Origin of the sequence: Streptomyces sp. NPDC003456 (genome assembly GCF_042878735.1) — a bacterium.
Taxonomy (GTDB): Bacteria; Actinomycetota; Actinomycetes; order Streptomycetales; family Streptomycetaceae; genus Streptomyces.
Genome location: NZ_JBIAOK010000009.1, coordinates 63,579 through 79,756 on the forward strand (window position 1 = coordinate 63,579; position 16,178 = coordinate 79,756).

General features: G+C 73.4%; 16 protein-coding genes. 8 read left to right on the top strand and 8 right to left on the bottom strand.

Features of this window, described 5'->3' with window-relative positions; genetic code table 11:
* Positions 1-172: 172 nt before the first annotated feature.
* On the bottom strand, positions 173-982 hold the full coding sequence (locus tag ACFYWG_RS31860; RefSeq protein WP_383504097.1) for an NAD-dependent epimerase/dehydratase family protein: 810 nt from the start codon (positions 980-982) through the stop codon (positions 173-175).
* 234 nt (positions 983-1,216) lie between these two features.
* On the opposite strand from ACFYWG_RS31860, the gene ACFYWG_RS31865 reads away from it, so the two are divergent.
* Complete coding sequence (locus tag ACFYWG_RS31865) at positions 1,217-2,158, top strand: 5-dehydro-4-deoxyglucarate dehydratase (RefSeq protein ID WP_389204370.1); 942 nt, start codon at positions 1,217-1,219, stop codon at positions 2,156-2,158.
* Positions 2,155-3,318: a hypothetical protein gene (locus ACFYWG_RS31870; protein WP_383504099.1), complete on the top strand. Its 1,164-nt coding sequence runs from the start codon at positions 2,155-2,157 to the stop codon at positions 3,316-3,318. The genes ACFYWG_RS31865 and ACFYWG_RS31870 overlap by 4 nt, the downstream gene beginning before the upstream one ends.
* On the opposite strand, the gene ACFYWG_RS31875 is transcribed toward ACFYWG_RS31870, so the two are convergent.
* Entirely contained in the window at positions 3,255-4,493 is a 1,239-nt protein-coding gene (locus ACFYWG_RS31875) for an MFS transporter (RefSeq protein ID WP_389204371.1), read from the bottom strand. The two genes, ACFYWG_RS31870 and ACFYWG_RS31875, sit on opposite strands and share 64 nt — an antisense overlap.
* A gap of 147 nt (positions 4,494-4,640) precedes the next feature.
* On the opposite strand from ACFYWG_RS31875, the gene ACFYWG_RS31880 reads away from it, so the two are divergent.
* The gene (locus ACFYWG_RS31880) at positions 4,641-5,252 is read left to right on the top strand and encodes a TIGR03086 family metal-binding protein (protein ID WP_389204372.1); all 612 of its coding nucleotides are present in this window, start codon (positions 4,641-4,643) and stop codon (positions 5,250-5,252) included.
* Positions 5,253-5,632: 380 nt separating this feature from the next.
* Here the strand turns inward: ACFYWG_RS31880 and ACFYWG_RS31885 are convergent, their stop codons facing one another.
* The 3 genes from ACFYWG_RS31885 to ACFYWG_RS31895 all read right to left on the bottom strand — a co-directional run bounded on the left by ACFYWG_RS31885 (position 5,633) and on the right by ACFYWG_RS31895 (position 8,470).
* Positions 5,633-7,087, bottom strand: a complete 1,455-nt coding sequence (locus ACFYWG_RS31885; protein WP_389204373.1) for a peptidoglycan D,D-transpeptidase FtsI family protein — start codon at positions 7,085-7,087, stop codon at positions 5,633-5,635.
* Between the two features lie 135 nt (positions 7,088-7,222).
* Positions 7,223-7,693 (bottom strand): GNAT family N-acetyltransferase, encoded by a 471-nt coding sequence (locus tag ACFYWG_RS31890; protein ID WP_383504103.1) that lies wholly within the window; start codon positions 7,691-7,693, stop codon positions 7,223-7,225.
* A gap of 3 nt (positions 7,694-7,696) precedes the next feature.
* Positions 7,697-8,470 (bottom strand): IclR family transcriptional regulator, encoded by a 774-nt coding sequence (locus ACFYWG_RS31895; RefSeq protein ID WP_383504104.1) that lies wholly within the window; start codon positions 8,468-8,470, stop codon positions 7,697-7,699.
* Positions 8,471-8,602: 132 nt separating this feature from the next.
* Here ACFYWG_RS31895 and ACFYWG_RS31900 point away from each other — a divergent pair, with 132 nt between their 5' ends.
* From ACFYWG_RS31900 to ACFYWG_RS31920, 5 genes are all read left to right on the top strand, one after another.
* Complete coding sequence (locus ACFYWG_RS31900) at positions 8,603-10,132, top strand: aldehyde dehydrogenase (NADP(+)) (RefSeq protein ID WP_389204374.1); 1,530 nt, start codon at positions 8,603-8,605, stop codon at positions 10,130-10,132.
* Positions 10,133-10,232: 100 nt separating this feature from the next.
* Positions 10,233-10,841, top strand: a complete 609-nt coding sequence (locus tag ACFYWG_RS31905) for a DUF1349 domain-containing protein (protein WP_389204375.1) — start codon at positions 10,233-10,235, stop codon at positions 10,839-10,841.
* 41 nt (positions 10,842-10,882) lie between these two features.
* The gene (locus ACFYWG_RS31910; protein WP_389204376.1) at positions 10,883-11,377 is read left to right on the top strand and encodes a GNAT family N-acetyltransferase; all 495 of its coding nucleotides are present in this window, start codon (positions 10,883-10,885) and stop codon (positions 11,375-11,377) included.
* An 89-nt stretch (positions 11,378-11,466) separates the two neighbouring features.
* Positions 11,467-12,204, top strand: coding sequence for a DsbA family oxidoreductase (locus ACFYWG_RS31915; RefSeq protein WP_385419362.1), 738 nt, complete (start codon positions 11,467-11,469; stop codon positions 12,202-12,204).
* Positions 12,205-12,299: 95 nt separating this feature from the next.
* Positions 12,300-13,352, top strand: coding sequence for an aminotransferase class V-fold PLP-dependent enzyme (locus ACFYWG_RS31920; protein ID WP_389204377.1), 1,053 nt, complete (start codon positions 12,300-12,302; stop codon positions 13,350-13,352).
* Between the two features lie 152 nt (positions 13,353-13,504).
* Here the strand turns inward: ACFYWG_RS31920 and thpD are convergent, their stop codons facing one another.
* The 3 genes from thpD to ectB are packed head-to-tail and all read right to left on the bottom strand — an operon-like array spanning position 13,505 to position 16,151.
* The gene (gene thpD, locus ACFYWG_RS31925; protein ID WP_383504108.1) at positions 13,505-14,419 is read right to left on the bottom strand and encodes an ectoine hydroxylase; all 915 of its coding nucleotides are present in this window, start codon (positions 14,417-14,419) and stop codon (positions 13,505-13,507) included.
* A 7-nt stretch (positions 14,420-14,426) separates the two neighbouring features.
* The gene (locus ACFYWG_RS31930; protein WP_383504109.1) at positions 14,427-14,825 is read right to left on the bottom strand and encodes an ectoine synthase; all 399 of its coding nucleotides are present in this window, start codon (positions 14,823-14,825) and stop codon (positions 14,427-14,429) included.
* Positions 14,826-14,879: 54 nt separating this feature from the next.
* On the bottom strand, positions 14,880-16,151 hold the full coding sequence (ectB, locus tag ACFYWG_RS31935; protein ID WP_389204378.1) for a diaminobutyrate--2-oxoglutarate transaminase: 1,272 nt from the start codon (positions 16,149-16,151) through the stop codon (positions 14,880-14,882).
* Positions 16,152-16,178: the final 27 nt, after the last annotated feature.

The window sequence follows — 16,178 nt, forward strand, 5'->3', positions numbered from 1 at the left end:
GCGCCCGGGCCGCGGCGGGTGGAGCGGAGCCGTCCGCGGACAGGTCCTGGCTGATCAGACTGTATCCGGCTGCCGGGGAGGTGATGCCCGATCGGATCATGACCGTGCCCGAATGCCCGTACGGGCAGGCCCGTTTGCTGCCCGCCCGGGCCGGTGCGGCGGCTCTTTCCGGTCAGTGCGGCCAGATCGGGGGGTCGGTCACGAAGTGGCCGCCCAGGCGGGCGTGCGCCGGGTCGTCCGGGTCCAGCTCGCCCTGCTCGGCGATGAGCTGCCGCGCCCAGGGCTCGGAGTCGTCCTGCGGCTCGTAGCCGAGTGCGCGGGCGCCCGAAAGGTCCCACCACAGCCGGGTGTTGGCGGAGGAGCCGTGGACGACGGTGTGGCCGACGCCCTCGGCGGTCAGGGCCGCGTGGAAGAGGCGTGCGCCGTCGGCGGGGCTCATCCACAGCGAGAGCATGCGCACGCTGGTCGGCTCGGGGAAGCAGGAGCCGATGCGCACCGAGACCGTCTCCAGCCCGTGCTTGTCCCAGTAGAGCTGTGCGAGGTCCTCGCCGAAGCACTTGGACAGGCCGTAGAAGGTGTCCGGGCGGCGCGGGGTGCCGACGGGGATCAGGGGGTCGCCGCCCTGCGGGCGCGGGGTGTAGCCGACGGCGTGGTTGGAGGAGGCGAAGACGATCCGGCGGACGCCCTCCTCGCGGGCGGCCTCGTACAGGTGGTAGGTGCCCTCGATGTTGGCCTTGAGGATCTTCTCGAAGGGGGCTTCCAGGGAGATGCCCGCGAGGTGGAGGATCGCGTCGACGCCCCGGACGGCCTCGCGCAGGGCGTCCCGGTCGGCGAGGTCGGCGGTGATCGCGTCGGGCGCGCCCTCGACCGGCCGCATGTCCAGCAGCCGCAGGTCGTAGCCGTGGTCCGGGAGCAGGTCGCGCATCAGCGTTCCGAGGCCGCCGGCGGCGCCGGTGAGCAGGACGGTGCGGACAGCGGGCATCCTCGGGTCTCCTCGACTCGCCGGTCGTGCAGATGAGTGCACGGCATTCATATGCATGGACACGCTAGGGAGCCGGGGCCGAACCCGTCAAGAGGCCGCCCGGGTGGGCGAATCCGCAGGTGTGTCGCGGGTGCGCGCGCTTGACCGGCCCCGCCGGGGCGCCTTAGCGTGGCATTGTTCAGAGATGTAGACGCCAATCAGTATGTGGAACTATTGATGGAACCGGGAGAGCTCGTGACGTCAGCCCCTCTCGCCGCTCGACTCGACATCCCCAGCGGGCCGCTGTTCTTCCCGGTCACCGCCTTCGCACCCGACGGCTCCCTGGACCTCGACACCTGTCGCACGCACGTCCGCCGCGGAGTGGAGGCCGGGGCCGCGGCCGTCTTCGCCTGCTGCGGCACCGGCGAGTTCCACGCCCTCACGCCCGAGGAGTACGACGCGTGCGTACGGGCCGCGGTCGAGACCGCCGCGGGGCGGGTGCCCGTCGTCGCCGGCACCGGCTACGGCACCGCGCTCGCCGTGCGCTACGCCCGCCTCGCCGAGGCCGCCGGGGCGGACGGGCTGCTCGCCATGCCGCCCTACCTCGTCACCGCCGGGCAGGAGGGGCTGCTGCGGCACTACCGGGAGCTGGCCGCCGCGACCTCCCTGCCGGTCGTGGTCTACCAGCGGGACAACGCGGTCTTCACCCCGGACACCGTCGTCGGACTCGCCCGCACGGACGGCATCATCGGCCTGAAGGACGGACTGGGCGACCTCGACCTGATGCAGCGCATCGTCAGCGCCGTGCGCAGCGAGGTCCCCGGGGACTTCCTGTACTTCAACGGCCTGCCGACCGCCGAGCAGACCCAGCTCGCCTACCGCGCCCTCGGCATCACCCTGTACTCCTCGGCCGTCTTCTGCTTCGCACCCGAGATCGCCCTCGCCTTCCACCGCGCCCTGCGCGACGGCGACGACAGCACCGCACATGCCCTGCTGGACGGCTTCTACCGGCCGTTCGCCGAACTGCGCGCCCGGGGCCGCGGGTACGCCGTCGCGCTCGTCAAGGCGGGGGTGCGGCTGCGCGGACCGGACGTGGGCGAGGTGCGGCCCCCGCTGCAGGAACCGGCCGCCGACCACGTCAAGCGGCTCGCCGAAGTGATCGACCGCGGCTACGCGCTGCTGGAGGGGTCCGAGTGAGGGCGTCGGCGTTCGTCTACCCCTGGGACGTCAACGGCGACCCGGAGGCACCCGGTCGCATCGCCGCGCTCGGCGTCGAGCAGGTGACGCTCGCCGCCGCCTACCACTCCACGCGCGCCCTCACCCCGCGCCACCCCCGCCACCGAGTCGTCACCGCCGAGCACGCCGCCGTGCTGTACCCGGCGGGCGACCTCTGGCACGGCCGCGCCCTGCGCCCGTACGCGGCCGGGGACTGGGCGCCCGGGGACGCCTTCGGCGAGGCCGCCGCCGCCCTCGCCGGCGCCGGCCTGGAGGTGCACACCTGGGTCGTCCTCGCCCACAACTCCCGCCTCGGCGCGGAGCATCCGGACACCTCGGTCGTCAACGCCTACGGCGACCGCTACCCCTGGGCCCCCTGCATCGCGCAGCCCGCCACACGCGCGTACCTCGTCGACCTGGCGGCCGAGGCGGCCGTGCGGCCCGGGGCGCACGGCACCGAACTGGAGTCCCTCGGCTGGTACGGCCTGCAGCACCTGCACGCCCACGACAAGACCGGCGGCGTCGGACTCGGCGACGCCGGGCAGTACCTCATGGCGCTGTGCTTCTGCCCCGCCTGCCGGGACGGCTACGGCCGCCGCGGAGCGGACGCCGGCGACCTGGCCGCCGCCGTACGGGACGCGCTGGCACCGGTCTGGCGGGGAGCGCCCTCCGACGGCGGCTGGGCGGGCGTCGGGAGACTGCTCGGCGAACGGCTCGCGGACATCACGCGCGCGTACCGCGACGACACCGCCCGCACCCTGCAGCAGGACGCGGTCGCGGCGGTCCGGGCGGCGGCGCCCGACGGCTTCCGGGTGCTGCTGCACGCCGACCCCGTCTCCTACCACGTGGGCGCCGACGCCGGTGTCGATCCGGCGCACATCCTGTCCGTCGCGGACGGCGTGGTCGTGCCCTGCGCCGGCGGCACCGGCCTCCTGGCGCCCTTCGCCGAGCACCGCCGCGAGGACACCGTCGTCGCCGCCAACTTCACCGTCGTCTCCGGCATGGGCGGCAGCCCCGGCACCCTCGCCGCGGACGCTGCCGCGGCGCGCCGCCGGGGCGCCACCGAACTGCGGCTCTATCACGCCGGGTTGGCGTCCGACGGCGACCTGGAAGCGGTGCGTCGCGCCCTCACCGGGCGCTGAACCGACGCCACCGCCGTCCCCAGCAGGGCCACGCCGAGGGCCGCCAGCACCGGCCGGTGGCCCACCAGTTCCACCAGCACCGCTCCGGCGGCCAGCCCGGCCACGTTCGGCGCGTACACCAGGGTGTGGGCCGTGGCGGTGACCCGGCCCAGCAGCGGGCCGGGCGTCTCGCGCTGCACCGCGGTCAGCCCGGCGATCAGCACCGCGGGCAGGCCCGCGCCGATCGCCGCGCTGCACCCGAGCGCCACCGCCTCGGACGGCACCGCCCGCAGGGCCACCGCGAGGGCCAGCACGGCGATGCCGTACGCGGCGAAGCGCCGCCCGCCCCAGTGGCGCAGGGCCGCGCCCGAGAACAGGCCGACGGCCACCGACCCGGCGCCCTGCACCGCGTACAGCACGCCCGCGTAGGCGGGGGAGCGGCCCAGGCCCTCGACGACGGCGTGGACCATCGCCCCGTTCAGGCCCGCGCAGAGCATGGTGGTGCCGCCCGCCAGCACCAGGGGACGCAGAGCGGGATGCGCCCACAGGTGGCGGACGCCCTCGGCCGCGCCGCGCCGGTGGCCGCCGCCCGCCGGGGCGGGCCGGTCCTCCCGCCGCCGCACCAGCGCGTACAGGCCCGCGGCCAGCAGGAACGTCGCCGCGTCCAGCAGGGCGACGCCCACCCCGCCCCACGCCGTGTACAGGCCCGCACCCGCCAGCGGGGCCAGGAGCTTCACGCCCTCGGTGGCGGTCGTGCGCAGACCGTTGAAGTCGCCCAGCAGGGACCGGGGGACCGCCGACGCCACCAGGGCCGACTCGGCGGCGTCGTGCACGACGCCCGCGGCTCCGTACACGCACAGCACCGCGTACAGCAGCCACAGGTCGCCCGGGGCGGTGACGCCGACCAGGGCGACCACCAGGACGCCCAGGAACACATGGGTGCCGATCAGCAGCGGGATGCGGCGGACCCGGTCGGCGACGGTGCCCAGCAGTGGGCCCGCGAGGGTCGGCAGCCACAGGGCGAGCATGCACAGGGCCGCAAGTCCGTCCGAGCCGGTGAGGTCCTTCACCCACACCCCGGAGGCCAGCCACAGCGCCGAGGTGCCGAAGCCGGACACCACCACCGCGCACAGATACAGCCCCGCGGCGCGGTCGCGCAGCACGCGCGCCAGGGGCCAGGTCGTCAGGGTCGTCATGCCCGCTCATCGTGGCGCTGAGGCCCCGGGGCTGGGATCGGGCAGGTTCCTCAGAAACGCCGGCGGTGGGCGGAACGCGCCGCGCGGGCGATGAGTTCCGCGGCCGGAGGCGGTCTGCCCTCACGACCACTCGTGAAGGAGCACCCCATGACCGACGGCACCACGGGCACGACCGGCCCGGTCCTCGACCTCGGACCCCAGGCGGAGGTCCTGGCACGGCTGGCGGCCGGCGTCGCCGACGAACAGCTCGCCGGACCCACGCCCTGCCCCGACTACGCGGTGCGCCACCTGCTCGGCCACCTGCTGGGACTGACCGTCGCCTTCCGCGACGCCGGCCGCAAGGACCTCGGCGTCACCACCGACACCAGCCCCGGCTCCGCGCTCCCGGACGTCACCCCCGGCTGGCGCGAGGACCTGCCCAAGGCCCTGGCCGAACTGGCCGACGCCTGGCGCGACCCGGCCGCCTGGACCGGCGCGACCCGGGCCGGGGGCGTCGACCTGCCCGGCGACGTCGCGGGCCTGGTGGCCACCGACGAACTGGTCGTCCACGGCTGGGACCTGGCCCGCGCCACCGGCCAGGACTACGCCCCCGACCCGGCCGCGCTCCGGGTCTGCCACGACTTCCTCGCCGCCGGCGTGGACGACCCCGGCCGGGGCCGGATCTTCGGGCCCGTCGTCCCGGTCGCGCCCGAGGCGTCCGCGCTGGAGCGGGCGGTGGGGCTGAGCGGCCGGGACCCGGGGTGGACCCCCGAGCCGTAGGACGACGACGCCCCCGCCGGGTGCGAACCGGCGGGGGCGTCCGGCAGACCGGCCGAGGGGGCCCGGACGGTACTGCGCCGACCGTCCGGAGGGGGGCTCCGGAGGGTCGTGGTGGCCGTGGCGCCGGCTGGGGGGCCGGACGCCCCGGCGACCGGCGGGCCCCAGGGGGGACCGGGGCCGGCCGGGGACTCGGCGGGGCGGGTGCACCCCGACGCGATCCGGAAGCGTAGCAGTGATGTTCGATCATTTCGTACGGGCCTTCGAACGGTGTGTGGCGCACCGGATGCCCGGGTCCCTGCCGCAGCGCGAGACGGGCCGCCCCCGGGGGGGAGGGGGGCGGCCCGTCTCGTCCGTGAAGACGCTGTCCGGGGGGCGCGGGTTCAGTCCTCCAGCGCCGCTCGCATCATCGCCTGGGCCACCGGGGCCGCCAGGCCGTTGCCGCTGACCTCCGAGCGCGCCGCGTCGGACTGCTCGACGACGACCGCCACGGCGACCTCCTTGCCGGTGGAGTCGGACGTGCCGTACGAGGTGAACCAGGCGTACGGCACCTGGCTGTTGTTCTCGCCGTGCTGGGCCGTGCCCGTCTTGCCGCCGACGGTCGCGCCCGGGACCCGGGCGTTGGTGCCGGTGCCCTTCTCCACGACGGTCCGCATCGCCGACCGCAGCTGCTCGGCGGTCGAGGACGACATGATCTCCCGGGAGTCCGCGTCGCCGTGGTCCCGCAGTACGTCACCGCCGCTGTCGGTGACCCGGTCGACCATGTGCGGCGCGACCAGCTTGCCGCCATTGGCGATGGCCGCCGACACCAGGGCCATCTGCAGGGGGGTCGCGGTGACGTCGAACTGGCCGATACCGGTCAGGGCCGTCTGCGACGGGTACATGTCCGAGGGGTACACGCTGGTGTACGCCCGCACCGGCACGTCCAGCTCGTCGTCGTTGAAGCCGAACTTCTCCGCCATCGCCTTCACCTTGTCCTGACCGAGCGTGACGGCCATCTTCGCGAAGACGTTGTTGCACGAGTACTGCAGCGCCGTGCGGATGGTGGCGTTCGTGCAGGGCGCGTCGGGGTCCTCGTTGGTCAGCACGCGGTTCGTGCCCGGCAGGGTGTACGGGTCGGGGCTGTCGGTGCGCTGGTCGACCGACGTGTACAGCCCGTCCTCCAGCGCCGCCGCGGCCACGACCAGCTTGAACGTCGAGCCGGGCGGCAGCGGCTGCCGCAGGGCCCGGTTGACCAGCGGCTTGTCCGGGTCCGTCGTGAGCTTCTTCCAGGCCGCCCCCGCGGTGCCGGCGTCCGTCAGCGAGGAGGGGTCGTACGAGGGGGTCGACACCGCCGCCAGGATCCTGCCGGTCTTCGGGTCGACGGCGACGGCCCCGCCCTTCTTGTTGCCGAGCGCGTCGAACGCCGCCCTCTGCACGTCCGGGTCGATCGTCGTGATCACGTTGCCCGGGTCGGCCCGCCGGCCGGTGAGGGTGTCCATCACCGACCGCAGCCGGCTGTCCGTGCCGTTGAGCAGGTCGGTGTAGATGCCCTCCAGCTGCGTCGGCGCGTACGCCTGCGACGCGTAACCCGTCACCGCCGCGTACAGCCTGCCGTCCGTGTAGGTCCGCTTGTACTCCAGGTCGCCCGTCGTCGTCCGCGCCGAGCCCGTGACCGACCGGCCGCCCACGATGATGTTGCCCAGCGGCGCCGAGTACGTCTCGATCGCGTTCCGCCGGTTGTCCTTGTCGTCTGCCAGCGCCCGGCCCTCGTAGAACTGCACCCAGGTGGCCCTGACCAGCAGGGCCAGGACGAGCAGCAGGGTGAAGGCCGAGGCGCGCCTGATCGTCTTGTTCATGGCGACCGGAAAGACGAGCCGCGCCGGGCGGATCGTTCCCGTCCATCCCGTTTTCTCATCCGGAGGCCCGGTTTTCTCATCCGCCGTTCAGGAAGCCGGCCCCGCAGGCATGGTCACCGCCCCGGGACGACGGCCTCAGCCCCCCAGCACCAGCACCGTCTCGTCGATCTCGGCGCCCCGGGCGCGCGCGAAGCCCCGGGCCGAGGCCACCGCGCGGAACCCGCACTTGGCCAGCACCCGCAGCGACCCGGCGTTGTCCGTGGCGGCCCTGGCGTACAGGGGGCGTTCGGGGACCTCGGCCAGCAGCGCCCGCAGCGCCGCCGTGGCGATGCCCTTGCCCCAGTGGGCGCGGTCGATCCAGTACGTCACCTCCCGCTCGCCCGGATCCCCGTACACCGCGGTGCTGCCGACCACGTCGCCGTCGGCCAGGACGGTGCGCAGCACGTCGCCCGAGGCGCGGAGCCTCGCCCAGTGGGCGTCGAAGGCGGCCCGGTCGGCGGGGTCCTCGGGGGTGAAGGCCGCCATGTGCAGCGACTCGGGGTCGTTCAGCTGCCGGAAGAAGACGGGCAGATCGCTGTCGTGGACGGGACGGAGCGCGATGTCCACGGTTCACAGCCTCCGGGTCGCCAGGGTCAGCCGGTCCCGTGCGTCGAACAGCGCGTCCTTCACGAGCTGTTCGTGCGCCGGGGTCAGCCGGGCCACCGGCACCGAGCAGCTGATCGCGTCCCGCGCGGGCGTCCGGTACGGGATGGCCACGCCGAAGCAGCGCAGCCCCAGCGTGTTCTCCTCGCGGTCCACGGCGAAGCCCTGCTCCCGCACCTGGTGCAGCTCCTCGATGAGCTTCTCCCGGTCGGTGAGGGTGTTCTCGGTCAGCGCCGGCAGCGTCTCGGGGAGCATCTTGCGCACCTGCTCGTCCGAGTACGTGCTCAGCAGCGCCTTGCCGAGGGAGGTCGAGTGGGCCGGCAGCCGCCGCCCGACCCGGGTGAAGGGCCGCAGGTAGTGCTGCGACTGGCGGGTGGCGAGGTAGACCACGTTCGTGCCGTCCAGGCGGGCCAGGTGGATCGTCTCGGTGGTGTCGTCCGAGAGCCGGTCCAGGGTCGGGCGCGCCGCCGCCACGACCTCGTCGCCGTCGATGTACGAGGTGCCCACCAGCAGCGCCCGCACGCCGATGCCGTAGCGGGTGCCCGTCGCGTCGGTCTCGACCCAGCCCAGCTCGACCAGGGTGCGCAGCAGCATGTAGAGGCTGGACTTCGGATACCCGACGGCCTCCTGGACCGCCGCGAGGGAGTGCATGCCGGGCCGCCCGGCGAAGTACTCGAGCAGTTCCACCGTTCTCACCGCGGACTTGACCTGCGCCCCGCCGCCCGTCTCGCCAGCCGACATCGCCCTTGACCCCTTCGTTCGACGGGAAATAGTCTCCCCACCGTATTCATCATCAGAGACAGCGTTCAGTATATCGAACATCCCTGGTGGATGACCCGGAACTGCGGCATGACATGTGTGGAGGGACCCGCGGTGGCAGCAGCACCAGTCTGGAGTGTCGACCCCCGAACCGGGAAGCAGCGCGAGCAGGTTGCGGTGGAGGCCACAGCCCAGGAGGTGGACGCCGCCGTCCGGGCCGCGCACGAGGCGCGGGAGGCCCTGGCCGACCGCACCGTCCGCGCCGCCTTCCTGCGCACCGCGGCGGACGAACTGGAAGCGGCCAGGGACGGACTCGTCGAGACCGCCGACGCCGAGACCGCGCTCGGCCCCGTCCGGCTGACCGGTGAACTCGCCCGCACCTGCTACCAGTTGCGGGCCTTCGCGGACATCGTCGACGAGGGCGCCTTCCTCGACGTCGTCATCAACCACCCCGACGACACCGCGACCCCGCCGATCCCGGACCTGCGCCGCTACAAGGTGCCCCTCGGCGTGGTCGCCGTCTACTCCGCGTCGAACTTCCCCTTCGCCTTCTCCGTGCCCGGCGGCGACACCGCCAGCGCCCTGGCGGCCGGCTGCCCCGTCGTCGTCAAGGCCCACCCCGACCACCCGGGCCTGTCCGAGTACGTGGCCAAGGTGCTGCGCCGCGCCGCCGCCCGGCACGACGTCCCCGCGGGCGTCGTCGGCCTGGTGCACGGCTTCGAGGCGGGCGTCGAGCTGGTCAAGCACCCGCTGGTCGCGGCCGCCGGGTTCACCGGGTCCGTGCGCGGCGGACGCGCGCTGTTCGACGCGGCGGCCGCCCGTCCCGTGCCGATCCCCTTCCACGGCGAGCTGGGCTCCCTGAACCCCGTGGTCGTCACCGAGGCCGCGGCCGCCGAGCGCGCCGAGGAGATCGGCGCGGGCCTGGCCGGCTCCATGACCCTGGGCGTCGGCCAGTTCTGCGTGAAGCCCGGCCTCGTCCTCGCCCCGTCCGGCGCCGCCGGGGACGCCCTGCTGAAGTCCCTGACCGACGCCGTCAGCGACACCGACGCCGGGGTCCTGCTCGACCACCGCATGCGGGACAACTTCGTCGCCGGTGTCGCCGAGCGCACCGCACTGCCCGACGTCGACTCCCCGGTCACGCCCGGCGCGGGCGGCGAGCACACGGTCAGCGCCGGCTTCCTCACCGTCCCGGCGAGCAGGCTGGCCCGCGAGGGCGAGCACGACCTGCTGCTGGAGGAGTGCTTCGGGCCGGTCACCGTGGTGGCCCGCTACGAGGACGACACCGAGGTCGAGGCGGTGCTGTCCCGGCTGCCGGGCAACCTGACCGCGACCGTGCAGCTGTCGCAGGAGGAGGCGGCCGGACAGGGCCGGGGCGCCGAGCTCCTCCGGGAGCTGACACCGCTGGCCGGACGCGTGCTGGTCAACGGGTGGCCGACGGGAGTCGCCGTCGCGCCCGCGCAGCACCACGGCGGGCCCTACCCGGCCACGACATCGACGTCCACCTCGGTGGGCGGAACGGCGATCGAGCGCTGGCTGCGCCCGGTCGCCTATCAGAACGCGCCCGAGGCGCTGCTGCCGCCGGAGCTGCGGGACGACAACCCGCTGGGGCTGCCCCGGCGGTTCGACGGGCGTCTGGAGCGGTAGGCGGGGCGGGGGTGCGGGCGGCTCACGGGCTGCCGGTGCGTCGCGGCCGCTCGCGCCGTTCCCCGTGCCCCCGCGGAGCTCGTCTGGAAGAGTGAGCCGAATGGATCCGCGACTCCCCGAACTCCCTTTCCCCCTGCGCACGTACGGGCCCGACGGCCACTGGTCCTACGAGGACGGTGTGCTCACCGGGTGGGCCGGGGCGCGGCAGGACCGGTTCGTGCCACCCACCGGGGAGGGGCTGGACCCCGCCTCGGACGCGCCCCGGCTGCTGGGGGCCCCCGAGGGGGACTTCCAGCTGATCGCCCGGGTCACGGTCGGTTTCGGGGCCGCCTTCGACGCCGGCGTGCTGTACGTGCACGTCGGCGAGCGGGCGTGGGCCAAACTGTGCCTGGAGTACTCCCCGGACGTCCCCACCGTCTGCACCGTCATCACCCGGGGCCACTCCGACGACGCCAACTCCTTCACCGTGGAGGGCAGTTCCGTCTGGCTGCGGGTCAGCCGCACCGGCCGGGCCTTCGCCTTCCACGCCTCCCGGGACGGCGAACGCTGGACCTTCGTCCGCCTGTTCACCCTCGGCGACGAGAAGGAGACCGGCGCGGCCCTCGTCGGGTTCATGACCCAGTCGCCGATGGGGGAGGGCTGCGTGGTGACCTACGACCACCTCGCCTTCCGCCCGCAGTGGCCCGACGACCTGCGGGACGGCAGCTGACCGCGGGAACCGCCGCCCGCCGCGCGCACGTCCTCGGTTCCATGATCGATGACCGAGTGGCCCCGCACCGGGTGATCCGGACCGTCCTGCCCGCCGAGTTGGCGGACGTCGTCGCGCTGCACGCGCGGGCCCGGGCGACCTACTACCCCGACGGCATCCCGCAGGACGGCACCGACTGGCACGCGGCCTGGCGGTCGGCGGTCACCCGGCCGGACGGACGGGTGCTGTGCGTCGTCGAGGCGGGGCGCATGACCGGCCTGGCGTCCTTCCGGACGGCCGAGGGCGCCCCCGCGGACGAGGTCACCCTCTTCCAGTTCCACGTCGACCCCGGCCACTGGCGTCGCGGTACCGGCACCGCGCTGCACGCCGCCTGCCTGGAGGAGTGGCGTGCCGACGCCCGGCGGACGGCGGTTCTCGACGTGCACGTCGAGAACCTGCGGGCGCAGGCGTTCTACCGCCGCCAGGGCTGGGTGCCGGAGCCGGCCGGGCCGGGGGAGCACCACCTGCGGATGCGGCTCGCCCTGCCCGGTGTGTGAGCCGGCCGGGGAATGAACGGCGCTGCTTGAACGTTCATCCACCCGGCGGAGGGAGTCTCCGTACCGCACGACCTGGAGAGAGCCGAGACATGCGCGTCGAGATCTGGAGCGACATCGCCTGCCCCTGGTGCTACGTGGGCAAGGCCCGCTTCGAGAAGGCGCTGCGGGCCTTCCCGCACCGCGACGACGTCGAGGTGGTGCACCGCTCCTTCGAGCTGGACCCGGGCCGCGCCAAGGACGACGTGCAGCCCGTGATCACGATGCTCACCAGGAAGTACGGCATGAGCCCGGCGCAGGCCGAGGCCGGCGAGGACAACCTGGGCGCCCAGGCCGCCGCCGAGGGGCTCGACTACCGCACCCGCGGCCGCGACCACGGCAGCACCTTCGACATGCACCGGCTGCTCCACCTCGCCAAGGAGCACGGACGGCAGGAGCAGCTGCTGGACCTGCTGTACCGGGCCAACTTCGCCGAGGAGCGGTCCGTCTTCGCCGACGACGAGCGGCTGGTGGAGCTGGCCGTCGCCGCCGGCCTGGAGGCGGACGCCGTGCGCGCGGTGCTCGCCGACCCGGACGCCTACGCCGACGAGGTGCGCGCCGACGAGCGCGAGGCCGCGCAGCTCGGGGCGAACGGGGTGCCGTTCTTCGTCCTCGACCGCAGGTACGGCGTCTCCGGCGCCCAGCCCGTGGAGGTCTTCACCCGGGCCCTGACCCAGGCGTACGGCGAACGCGCCCCGCTGACCGTCGTCGCCGGCGGGGACGCGGCGAACCCGGACACCGGGAGCGCGGACGCCTGCGGCCCCGACGGGTGCGCGGTGCCGCAGCGGTGAACGCCCAGCTCGGAGCCCATGCATAAGCGCTCCTTGGGAAAGTCACGCAGAAATCGGCAATGGACGGGGAGACCGGCGGGACGCAGAGTGGTCCCATGGAGACCTTCGAGAGCCTCGTCCGTGCCGAGTTCACCCCGAAGCACACCTTCCTCAACACCGCGAGCAACGGCCTGCTGCCCGCCCGTGCCGTCAGCGCCCTGCAGCAGGCCGTGCGGATGCGCGCCGAGGGCACGCCCCTGGGTCCCCTGTACGAGCACGTGGAGGCCGCCCGCGCGTCCTTCGCCCGGCTGGCCGGCGTGCCGGTGGAGCGCGTCGCGACGGGCGCCTCGGTCGCCGAGTACGGCGGGCTGATCGCCGCCTCGCTGCCCGCCGGGGCCGAGGTCCTCACCGCCGAAGGCGACTTCGCGTCCCTGGTGAACCCCTTCCACGCCCGCGGCGACCTGAAGGTGCGGGCCGTGCCGCTGGAGCGGCTCGCGGAATCCGTCCGGCCGGGCACCGCGCTGGTCGCCGTCAGCACCGTCCAGTCCGCCGACGGGCGGCTCGCCGACCTGCCCGCCGTGCGCGAGGCGGCCCGGCGGCACGGGGCCCGCACCTACGTCGACGCCTCCCAGTCGGCCGGCTGGCTGCCCCTGGACGGCGACGCCGACGACTTCGTGGCCACCGTCGCGTTCAAGTGGCTCCTCGGACCCCACGGCGTCGCGTTCCTCGTCGTCCCGTCCGGCTTCGGCGGCCTCACCCCGCTGCTCGCGGGCTGGGTCGCCGGCGAGATCCCCTGGGAGAGCTGCTACGGCCCCGTCGGGGAACCGGCCCGCTCCGCGCGGCGGTTCGACATCAGCCCGTCCCTCTTCAGCTACGCCGGGCTGCGCGCCTCGCTGGAGCTGATCGAGGAGATCGGCGTGGACACCGTGCACGCACACGACACCGCCCTCGCGGACCGCTTCCGCGCCGGACTCGCCGAACTGGGCCACGCGCCGGTCGACGCGCCGGGCTCGGCGATCGTGTCCGTGCCCGGGCTCGGCCACCGCCAGGGCGAGCTGAGCCGGGCCGGCATCGAGGTCTCCGACCGGGCGGGCAACCTGCGGGCCGCGTTCCACCTGTACAACACCGCGGCGGACGTGGACCGGCTGCTGGCCGCCCTCACGGCGTGACGGCACGCGAAAACCGGGTGGGGCCTCCCGTCCCACGAGGAGGCCCCACCCGGCAGTCGACTCACCCGGTGATCACCGCACCGGTGTGAAGTCCCGCGCCCGATGCTGTGTCTTCCCGGGGGCGACCCCCGGACCCCCGGCCGGGAAGCGGGTCACCGCACCGGTGTGAAGTCCCGCGCCCCGATGAACTCCGGGCGGCGGACCGGGGCTGCGAAGGGTTCTTCCGCCGTGTTCTCGACGCTGTTGAAGACGATGAACACGTTGCTGCGCGGGAACGGCGTGATGTTGTCGCCGGAGCCGTGCAGGCAGTTGCAGTCGAACCACGTCGCCGAGCCGGCCTTGCCCGTGAACAGCTTGATGCCGTGCTCGGTGGCGAACCGGGTCAGCGCCTCGTCCGAGGGCGTCCCCGCGTCCTGCATCTGCAGCGACTTCTTGTAGTTGTCCTTCGGTGTCTCCCCCGCGCAGCCGAGGAACGTCTTGTGCGACCCCGGCATGATCATGAGCCCGCCGTTGGTGTCGTAGTTCTCGGTCAGCGCGATCGAGACCGACACCGTGCGCATCCGCGGCAGCCCGTCCTCCGCGTGCCAGGTCTCGAAGTCCGAGTGCCAGTAGAAGCCACTCGCCCCGAACCCCGGCTTGACGTTGATCCGCGACTGGTGGACGTAGACGTCCGAGCCGAGGATCTGCCGCGCCCGGCCGACGACCCGCTCGTCGCGGACCAGCCGTGCGAACACCTCGCTGATCTTGTGGACCTCGAAGACCGAGCGGATCTCCTGCGACGCCGGCTCGACGACCGACCGCTCGTCGGCACGGATGTCCGCGTCGTTGACCAGCCGGTTCAGCTCGTTGCGGTAGACGGCGACCTCGTCCTCGCCGATGAGCTCGTCGATGGCGAGGAAGCCGTCGCGCTCGAACGACAGCAGATCGGCCGGCGCGACCGGTCCCGGGGCGTCGGGTGCGCCCCAGACGACCGGGTCCTGCCGGGGCGTGAGCACCTCGGAGGCGCCGCGCGTCGGGTACAGGTCGGGGGTACCGGTGGTGGTGGTCGTGTCGGTGGTGGCGGTCATGGAAACGTCACACCTCCTCGGTGAGCAGCGGGTAGACGCCGTTCTCGTCGTGGTCCTCCCGTCCGGTCACGGGTGGGTTGAAGACGCAGAGGCAGCGGAAGTCCTCCTTGACCTTCAGCGTGTGCCTCTCGTGGCCGTCCAGGAGGTACATCGTGCCGGGCGTGATCGTGTGGGTCAGCCCGGTCTCGTGGTCGGTCAGCTCGGCCTCGCCCTCCACGCAGACGACGGCCTCGATGTGGTTCGCGTACCACATCGACGTCTCCGTGCCCGCGTACAGGATCGTCTCGTGCAGGGAGAAGCCGACCTTCTCCTTGGCGAGGACGATGCGCTTGCTCTCCCACGTGCCGGACGCCGCTTTCACGTGCCGGTCGGTGCCTTCGATCTCCTTGAACGAACGGACAATCACGGTGCTGCGATGCCTCCTAGGTGGGTGGTGCGGTGGTGCGGTGGTGCTCGTGGGTCAGGCGGTCTCGCGGACGGCGCGGGCCAGGGTGGTGAGGCCCTCGTCCAGTTCCTCAGGGGTGATCGTCAGCGCCGGGAGCAGCTTGACGACCTCGCTCTCCGGGCCGGACGTCTCGATGAGCAGTCCGAGCTCGAAGGCGCGCCGGGCGACCTCGCCGGCGCGGGCCTTGTCGTGGAACTCCAGGCCCCACACCAGGCCGCGGCCCCGGTACTCCTTCACGTCGGCGAGGTTCTCCTCGGTGATGGAGATGAGCGCCTGCTCGACCTGCTCGCCGCGCGTGCGGGTCTGCTTCTCCATCGCCGAGCCGTCGGCCCAGTACGCCTCCAGGGCCGCGGTGGCCGTGACGAAGGCGGGGTTGTTGCCGCGGAAGGTGCCGTTGTGCTCGCCGGGCTCCCAGATGTCGAGCTCGGGCTTGAACAGGCACAGCGACATCGGCAGGCCGTAGCCGCTGATCGACTTGGAGACGGTGACGATGTCCGGCGTGATGCCGGCCTCCTCGAAGGAGAAGAACGCACCGGTGCGGCCGCAGCCCATCTGGATGTCGTCGACGATCAGCAGCATGTCCTGCCGCTCGCACAGGTCGGCGAGCGCGCGCAGCCACTCGGGCCGGGCCACGTTGATGCCGCCCTCGCCCTGCACGGTCTCGACGATCACGGCGGCCGGCTTGTTCAGGCCGGAGCCCTGGTCCTCCAGGAGCCGCTCGAACCACAGGAAGTCCGGGACCTGGCCGTCGAAGTAGTTGTCGAACGGCATCGGGGTGCCGTGCACCAGCGGGATGCCGGCGCCGGCCCGCTTGAACGCGTTGCCGGTCACGGCCAGCGAGCCGAGCGACATGCCGTGGAAGGCGTTGGTGAACGACACGATCGCCTCGCGGCCCTTCACCTTCCGCGCCAGCTTCAGCGCGGACTCCACGGCGTTGGTGCCGGTCGGGCCCGGGAACATGACCTTGTACGGCAGGTCGCGCGGGCGCAGCAGCAGGTTCTGGAAGGTCTCCAGGAAGCGGCGCTTGGCGGTGGTCGACATGTCGAGCCCGTGCGTGACGCCGTCCCGCTCCAGGTAGTCGATCAGCGCGCGTTTGAGGACGGGGTTGTTGTGCCCGTAGTTCAGCGACCCCGCTCCGGCGAAGAAGTCGAGGTACTCGTGGCCGTCCTCGTCGTACATGCGGCTGCCCACCGCACGGTCGAAGACGGTCGGCCAGCCGCGGCAGTAGCTGCGTACCTCGGACTCCAGGGTCTCGAAGACGCTCAGGTCGGGCTGGATGATGGTCACGACGAATCGCTCCTCGGTGCGTGGGGG

Bases quoted from the DNA above. Each gene is read 5' to 3' on its own strand.
- ACFYWG_RS31860 (WP_383504097.1), bottom strand. From the start codon at position 982: ATGCCCGCTGTCCGCACCGTCCTGCTCACCGGCGCCGCCGGCGGCCTC.
- ACFYWG_RS31880 (WP_389204372.1), top strand. From the start codon at position 4,641: ATGACCGACGGCACCACGGGCACGACCGGCCCGGTCCTCGACCTCGGA.
- ACFYWG_RS31885 (WP_389204373.1), bottom strand. From the start codon at position 7,087: ATGAACAAGACGATCAGGCGCGCCTCGGCCTTCACCCTGCTGCTCGTC.
- thpD (WP_383504108.1), bottom strand. From the start codon at position 14,419: ATGACCGCCACCACCGACACGACCACCACCACCGGTACCCCCGACCTG.
- ACFYWG_RS31895 (WP_383504104.1), bottom strand. From the start codon at position 8,470: ATGTCGGCTGGCGAGACGGGCGGCGGGGCGCAGGTCAAGTCCGCGGTG.
- ACFYWG_RS31915 (WP_385419362.1), top strand. From the start codon at position 11,467: ATGCGCGTCGAGATCTGGAGCGACATCGCCTGCCCCTGGTGCTACGTG.
- ACFYWG_RS31875 (WP_389204371.1), bottom strand. From the start codon at position 4,493: ATGACGACCCTGACGACCTGGCCCCTGGCGCGCGTGCTGCGCGACCGC.
- ACFYWG_RS31905 (WP_389204375.1), top strand. From the start codon at position 10,233: ATGGATCCGCGACTCCCCGAACTCCCTTTCCCCCTGCGCACGTACGGG.
- ACFYWG_RS31920 (WP_389204377.1), top strand. From the start codon at position 12,300: ATGGAGACCTTCGAGAGCCTCGTCCGTGCCGAGTTCACCCCGAAGCAC.
- ACFYWG_RS31910 (WP_389204376.1), top strand. From the start codon at position 10,883: ATGATCGATGACCGAGTGGCCCCGCACCGGGTGATCCGGACCGTCCTG.